Annotated in this window: 4 protein-coding genes; all 4 read right to left on the bottom strand. The window is 40.8% G+C overall.

Annotation, left to right across the window (positions count from 1 at the left end; all coding sequences use genetic code 11):
- Window positions 1-228: 228 nt before the first annotated feature.
- Window positions 229-1,863, bottom strand: a complete 1,635-nt coding sequence (locus Xentx_RS15135; protein ID WP_244149878.1) for an ABC transporter substrate-binding protein — start codon at window positions 1,861-1,863, stop codon at window positions 229-231.
- A gap of 270 nt (window positions 1,864-2,133) precedes the next feature.
- A complete protein-coding gene (locus Xentx_RS15130) occupies window positions 2,134-3,771 on the bottom strand; it encodes a bifunctional metallophosphatase/5'-nucleotidase (protein ID WP_074021168.1) in 1,638 nt (545 codons plus the stop codon).
- 91 nt (window positions 3,772-3,862) lie between these two features.
- Window positions 3,863-5,827, bottom strand: a complete 1,965-nt coding sequence (locus tag Xentx_RS15125; RefSeq protein WP_208607594.1) for a bifunctional 2',3'-cyclic-nucleotide 2'-phosphodiesterase/3'-nucleotidase — start codon at window positions 5,825-5,827, stop codon at window positions 3,863-3,865.
- Window positions 5,828-5,891: 64 nt separating this feature from the next.
- Window positions 5,892-7,100, bottom strand: a complete 1,209-nt coding sequence (locus tag Xentx_RS15120) for a porin (RefSeq protein ID WP_074021166.1) — start codon at window positions 7,098-7,100, stop codon at window positions 5,892-5,894.
- Between the last annotated feature and the right edge of the window lie 531 nt (window positions 7,101-7,631).

Below are 7,631 nucleotides of genomic sequence, written 5' to 3'. Positions count from 1 at the left end.
TCTGGCAAGCATGAGTAACCCCGTTCCTCGCGTACGGATGTCCCGATGTATGTGGTTCAAAGCAAGTTGTTGTAATGTAATACGTTCTGGTTCAGACAGGGTGATATTCGATTTCATAAGAACAGGCAATAAGTCATCTGATTACCGATTATAACACCAATGCAGATAGTTTATCTGATCAACTTAAGTAATAAGAGCCGACTGCAACCGGCTCTTATTATCAAAAAATTAGCTCTTAATAATATAAAGATCTTTTGTCGGGATATTTCCCATCGAGTCAACGTTAAACCCGCCAACATAAGGCTTAACTAATTTTACACGGACATAATAGTAAACGGGAATGGCGGGTACTTCTTTATTGAGAATATCAATAGCTTGTTGGTAATCGGCTGGATCATTAGTTTCATCCGCCTTTAAAACCCATTGATCAAACTCCTTATTCTGATATTGGGTATGATTATTGGTATTACCTGATGTAAAAATATCTAAGAAACTGGTCGGGTTACTATAATCGGCATTCCATGCGTATCTCGTCACCTCAAAGTTGCCTTGAGCCATACTATCATTTTGTGTTTTTGTTTCCTGATTTTGTAAAATGATTTCCACACCTAGATGCTTTTTCCACGCCGAGCTGGCAGCAATGGCGATTTTTTTATGAGCATCGGAAGTGTTATATAGCAAAGTAAATTTGAGTGGATTATTTTCATTAAAACCAGCCTCATTCAGTAATGTTTTGGCCTTGGCAACGCGCTGTTCCTGTGTCCAGGAGGCATATTCAGGCTGTTTTAAATAAATCCCCCCAGCCCCCGGAGACACGACATCATAAGCGGGCTTTTGACCATTGCCTAATACCTTGTCAGTGATAATGTTTCTATCCAGTGCTAAAGCCAGAGCTTGTCTGACCCGAACATCATTAAATGGTGCCACTTGTGTATTAAAGAGATAATAATAAACACTCATTATGGGTCTGACATGCAATTGCTCGCCAAACTTCTTCTTAACTGTCGGTAAGAACTCCGGTGGCCCTCCATTGGATATATCCATTTCTCCTGTCATATAGCGGTTTAGATCCGCTTTATAATCTGATAATGGTAAGTAGGTGACTTTATTAATTACGGTATTTTTATCATCCCAATAATGGGGATTTCTGACACCAACAACTTTTTCATTCACTACCCATTCAGAGAGTTTAAAAGGCCCATTGCTGACAAAATGTTGAGGCTGAGTCCATTTACTGCCATATTTTTTAATAACCTGTTCACTAACAGGAGACATCGCGGGATGCGCCAGCATTTGCAGAAAACCTGCTTTTGGCCTTTCCAGTACAATTTCTACAGTTGCATCATCCAGCGCCTTTACACCGAGTTCTTCCGGTTTTTTCTTACCAGATAGTACATCACGGGCGTTCACGACAGTAGCCTGAATCAAGTAGCTACCATAAGGAGAAATCGTTTCAGGTGTCACCAGCCGCCGGAAAGAAAAGGCCACATCATGGGCGGTAATCGGTGAACCGTCAGACCATTTAACCCCTTTCCTCAAATGGAAGATCCATGTTTTATTATCTTTGGTTTCCCAGTTTTCCGCTAAGGCGGGAATAATATTTTCTTTTTTATCGGTATCAACTAAACGCTCAAAAAAATCCCGCAAGATATCAAATTCACTACTTCCCTCAGACTTATGCGGATCTAAAGAAGTAGGTTCGGAAAAATTGTTGCGGGTAATTTCCTGCTTATCCGCTAATTGAACATTGGGAGGAACAATCGCAGCATACGAGAAAGTGATATTTCCCAGAATCAAACTGACAGAACAGATAAATATTTTAACTATTTTATTTTTTATTATCCTTACCAGCATCTTATGCATATTAGTGGTCTCCATAATTGTTTTCATTATTAAATAATCAATACATATATCACTGTTACCTTATAACCATTACCGATATGAAGATGAGTATATTGAGTAATTTATTCGAGTAATGAGGACGACTTTTAAACTTGATATTTATTCTAATGCAGAAGTGCAACGCGTAATAATTAGCGTTGCACTTCTAATCTGGATAAAACAACTGTTACAGTATCTTTTATCTATTGCTTTTATCTACGCCGATCTGCGTTATCTTTTATCCCTGTCACACTATTTTGTACCAATATCTATAATCCGATCGTATTTCGGGTATTGAATTGGGGATTTTTCGATAAAATATTTCACCACGGCATCTACATCCGACAAGCTATACACGGGATCAGTTCCCTCTTTAAATACAGAGAAGCTACTTCCACCTGTTGCCAGATATTCATTGGCTGCCACACGGTATTTCTCTTGCATATCAACAGGCTGGTCATTGATTTTCATTGAGCTGATAATCACACGATCACCCACAGGTTTGGTACTATCCCATGAATATTGAAAGCTATATGATACTGCCAAAACCTGTGGCCGTGTACGCTCCCATTGCTGTTCCAGCAACCGTTTGATCTGCTCACCCGTTAATGTTTTGGTTACTAAAATATTGGAGAATGGCTGGACGGTATAAATTGCATTATAGGTCACATCTCCCATAGCGATAGGCGCACGAATACCGCCATTGTTTACAAACGCAATCTGTGCGCCACCATTTTCTTTGTCTGTTGTTGTGTATAAATGGGCATCGGCGATCACTTTACCTAATGCTGATTCCCCACCTGTGTTGGTTTCTTTGGTCAGGTTACTTGCCAATTTACCAATTATGCGGTTTGCCAATGGTGTGGCTATTTTTTCGTAGGATGACAGTAACTCGGTGATTTTCGCATCTTTGGTGTATTTATGGTTATCGACCCAGATATTTTTAGCCTTGAAATCCACCACATCTTTCGTGGTTTTATCCAGTTTCAGATCTAACTGAGTAAGCAATGCGCCATTGGCCTGGGCAGAAGTGACGGATTTACCATTAATCACGCAATTATAAGCTTGGTGCGTATGACCACTAATGACAAAATCCACTTCTTTATCAAGATGGTTGACGATCTCTAATATTTTGCCTGTTACGTCATTACAGGCATTGACGTCAATACGTCCTCCATCACGTTTCTGTGCAGCACCTTCGTGGATCAAAATCCCTATCGCTCTTACCCCTTTTTTCTGCAATTCCGGCACCAATGCGTTGATGGTTTTCACTTCGTTGGAAAAAGTCAGTCCTTCTGTGCCCTTAGGTGTCACAATGGCAGGCGTTCCTTCCAGCGTCAGCCCAATAAAGGCAACCGGTACCCCATCAAATTCTTTGATGACATATTCGGGGAAAAGTGTCTTACCCGTATCATTAACAGTAACGTTAGCAGACAGGTATTTGAAATCTGCACCTTTAAAAGGTTTCGGCCCCTGACAGCCTGTCACTGGATGACAACCACCATTTTGCTTACGCAATAATTCATCCTTACCTTTGTCGAATTCATGGTTGCCGACAGAAGTCGCCTCCAATCCAGCCAGGGACAGCGCTTCGATAGTGGGTTCATCATGGAACATTGAGGAAAGCAATGGGCTAGCACCGATCATATCCCCCGCTGCAACAACGATATTGTTCGGGTTTTCCTGCTTCAATTCCTTAATCAAAGTAGCCATATGTTCAATGCCCCCTGGTTGATTAGAGCCAGGTGCTTTCAGTGCGCCATGAAAATCATTCAACCCCAGAACTCGCACATCTACAATATTTTCTGGATGATAGTCTGGCTTGGTTGCACACCCTGCTAACAATACAGCAACAATCGCAATCGGAAGTAATTTATATTTATAATTCATTTTATTGTCTCTTAACGTTCAGGATTTGCCTGCCCCCTTTGCTATGCAAGAGAGCAGGCATTAATACAATGAAGTTCAATAAGTTTTATTTTTACTCTGTCAGATCAATTTGATAGATTGCAAAATCGGTATCATCATTTTTCAAGTACTTCATCGGGTATTGGGCATGTTCTTTAATGAATTTCGCCGCTTTTTCTGATGGTGAAGTTTCGAAACGTATATCTAATTTTTTATCTGTTTTGATTGGCAAGAATGACCAATTGTTTTCTGCCTGAGTTGATACTACGCCCTTTTCTTTCGTCATTCTGGAAATGTAAGAAGCTAAAATGGTGCGGTTCTCATCCGGTGAAGCAAACGCAATATGATCTTCTCCGGTTCCGGCGAATTTGCCGCCGTAACCCCGATAGTTATTGGTGGCGATCAGGAAAGTGGCTTTTGGATCAATCGGCTTCCCCTGATAGGTAACATCTTTGATGCGGTTCGCCCCTTTATTGATAAGCTGGCAATCGGTGTCGTATTTAGCGGGTTGGGTCAGGTCTATCTTATAGTTAACTCCCGTGATGGTGTCGAAATTATAAGTACGGAAGCCATCCCAATTTAGCAATTCTTGCGGTTTGGTGGAATTTGGATCGATCTGGTTAAACATGCCCGCCGAACATTCCAGCCATTCGACCACATCCGCCCCCGTTGCTTTCACTACCACCAATGTATTGGGATAGAGGTACAAATCAGCCGCATTGCGGAAAGTCAGATCACCTTTTTCCACTTCCACAAAATCAGCCGGCGCATTTTTACGCCCTCCCGCTTTGAAAGGTGCCGCTGCCGCTAAAACAGGAAGTCCATCCAGATTTGGATCGCCCTGAATAAAGCGTTTGGTGTAATCTACCTGCGCATCATTGACAATCTGAACGGTTGGATCGCTCTGGATCAGAGCCAGATAGCTGTACATGTTATCAGAGGCTTTGCCAATGAATTTACTCACAAATTCGCGAGTTCCCAGGTGATCTTTTTCGATGATGGAAGCCAGTTTATTATCGCGTTCAACCAATGCTTTTTTATGGATTTTGTCATAGATAGGGCGGGCTTGTGCTTTAGCAGATTCAACTTTCCATCCACCACTGTCGTTATTGATCACCATATCAACAACACCCAGATGATCCCCCCACTGTCCTGGCATGACGGCAGGAATGCCATTAATCGTTCCATTAGCGACATTCACGCCCTTGATAGCGGTATATTCCTTGCTTGGGAACACGCCGTGAGCATGACCAAACATAATGGCATTAATACCAGGAATTTCATTCAGATAGTAAACCGAGTTTTCTGCCATCGCTTTATAAGGATCTTGGGAAAAACCGGAGTGCGGAATGGCGATAATCAGATCTGCACCCTCTTTTTTCATTTGAGGGACGAATTTTTTCGCGGTTTCAGTGACGTCATTAACAACTACTTTGCCATTGAGATTGGCTTTGTCCCAAATACTGATTTGTGGTGGCACAAAACCGATATAACCGATCTTAATCGTGTGCTCTTTGCCTTCACGATCTTTAACTGGAGTATCAACGATAATATAAGGTGTAAAGTAGTTTTTGCCGGTTTTGGCATCGATGATATTGGCATTGATATAAGGGAACTTAGCACCGGCGATGGCTTGTTTCAGATAATCCAATCCAAAGTTGAATTCATGGTTACCAAAGTTACCGACGGTATAATCCATCGTATTCATTAACTTGTAGGCCGGATGAACCTCCCCTTGTTTCAATCCTTTTGCCACCATGTAATCCGCAAGTGGGCTGCCTTGAATCAAATCACCGTTATCTACCAAGATCGCGTTGGTTGTTTCCGCTTTGGCCGCCTTAATTAAGTTCACAGTACGAACCAAACCAAATTGCTCCGTGGATTTATCTTTAAAATAATCAAAATCCATCAGATTACCGTGAATATCTGAGGTTTCCATCACCCGTAAATCAACGGTTGCCGCGTTCACATTGAATGCCACCAGCATTGCCAAGGTTGACATTTTCAACACGTTCTTCTTTTTCAACATATTCTTCATCATGCTATGCCCCTTTATAGAATGATACGGGAGAGTTCAACTGAACTCCCCCTATGAAATTGACTTAAAAAGACAAACGTGCTCCTGTTCCCAGAATAGTTTGTTTTTTATCTTTGTAAGCCGGATTGTCGCTACGGACATCATCATATGCCGTTTCAACAAACAAGATCAGGTTATTATATTTAGAAACTTCAAAACGCTTATCTAAACCAACTGTGTAAGTCTGTTTTTTATAGTTGAATGTATTGGCATCACCATCACGCAGATAGTATCCCGCATACATGCCGCTGCCCAATTTGTCCCAGTGCCATTTCCCAGCCAGACCATATAGGTTTGCTTTCCAGTCACCTTTGACCGATTTTGCCTGCAAGCCCGTGCTACTACCTTCCTGATACACTAACCCTGAATTTTTGGAGCGCGCCTGACCGTAGTCCAAACCAATGGAGAATTCACGGCCAGGGAAATAATATTCCATACCAATAGCCATCAGGCTATCTTGTGGAGAAGCCAGCCCAGCATCTCCAGTACCTTTGCCTTTACTTCCGTCTGCTTGTGTCGTCTCTATGGTTATCGGTTTTTTCCTCTCTCCCGTTGCCTGAGAATAGCCAGCATTAATTTCCAATCCAAAGTCTGATTTATAAAAACCTACCACTGAATAAGCGTGGCGAATATCACCATGATTGCGTTCGTTATCTGAGCCGGATTTACCACTGTAGGTTGCAGCGAGGCTGAAACCTTGATAACTATTGGTTTGAATGAAAATAGTTTGGGGCAAGCGGGTAAGGAAGTTGTTTTTACCAACGCCTTTGCCATCATAACCGGTTGCTTGGCTCAGTACGTCGTTGAAATAAAATACCCCTGTGTTGCCATAGCCATAGCTGGATTTTTTCACCCAGTCGATAGGAATATAAGTACGGCCAATACGCATTTCACCAATATCACGATGAGAAGCCCCGATATAACCCACACGGTTATACATCTCAAAACCCGTTTTGGCATTGTCGCTATTAGTTCTTTGAGTATCAGAACCCCATTCCATTTTGCCGAAGACTTTAATATCGTTAGGTAGTTCGTGGCTGGCATTAAACCCGAAACGACTGCTATCATCTTTAATTTGAATATCACGATTATCGCTGGTTACTGTCGTTTTCATACGAACCTGACCAGTTAAATCCACCTTGCTTCCCTTGTCGTTATATACTGTAACTGCACTGGCACTGCCAGACATGACCAATAACCCAATTAAAGCAGCCAACGGCTTCATGCTTCTCATAATAAGACATCCATAAAATATTAATTCTAATAATTTGATTTTCTTTCAGGCAAAAACTCACACTATCGCAGAACAATCTGCAATATATTTAGAGCAATAAATACCCGTCACGATTTTTTCACCGAAGAAAATCGCTCAAATAATGATAAAATTTATATGTGATTTAAAATTATCTAATCTCTATTACATCTTCCCGTTGAGAGTTTTATAAACATCAATATGGAGTAATTAATCAAAATGAGATGCAACAATATTTCACTCTATTTTAAGTAAATTTTATATTTGGAAAATGATTCATTTCTCATGCTAATAGTAACCTAAAAAAACAATATTTTTCGTGAAGAAATCCACATTAACACAAAGAGATAGATAAATTATGACAATATTTTGTGATATTAATCACAAAATATTGTCAGTTATCGAACCATTTTAAAATCCATTTACGAGGATAGTAAAAATGCCTTTATTTATTATTTTGTTAAAAACAAATTTATTGGCTATCTCTCTTTTATTCCTAACCTTTATTTACTT

It is taken from the genome of Xenorhabdus thuongxuanensis (assembly GCF_001908095.1).
Classification (GTDB): domain Bacteria; phylum Pseudomonadota; class Gammaproteobacteria; order Enterobacterales; family Enterobacteriaceae; genus Xenorhabdus; species Xenorhabdus thuongxuanensis.
The sequence above is the reverse complement of the archived record's forward strand: the minus strand, read 5'-3'. Positions and strand labels throughout refer to the sequence as shown.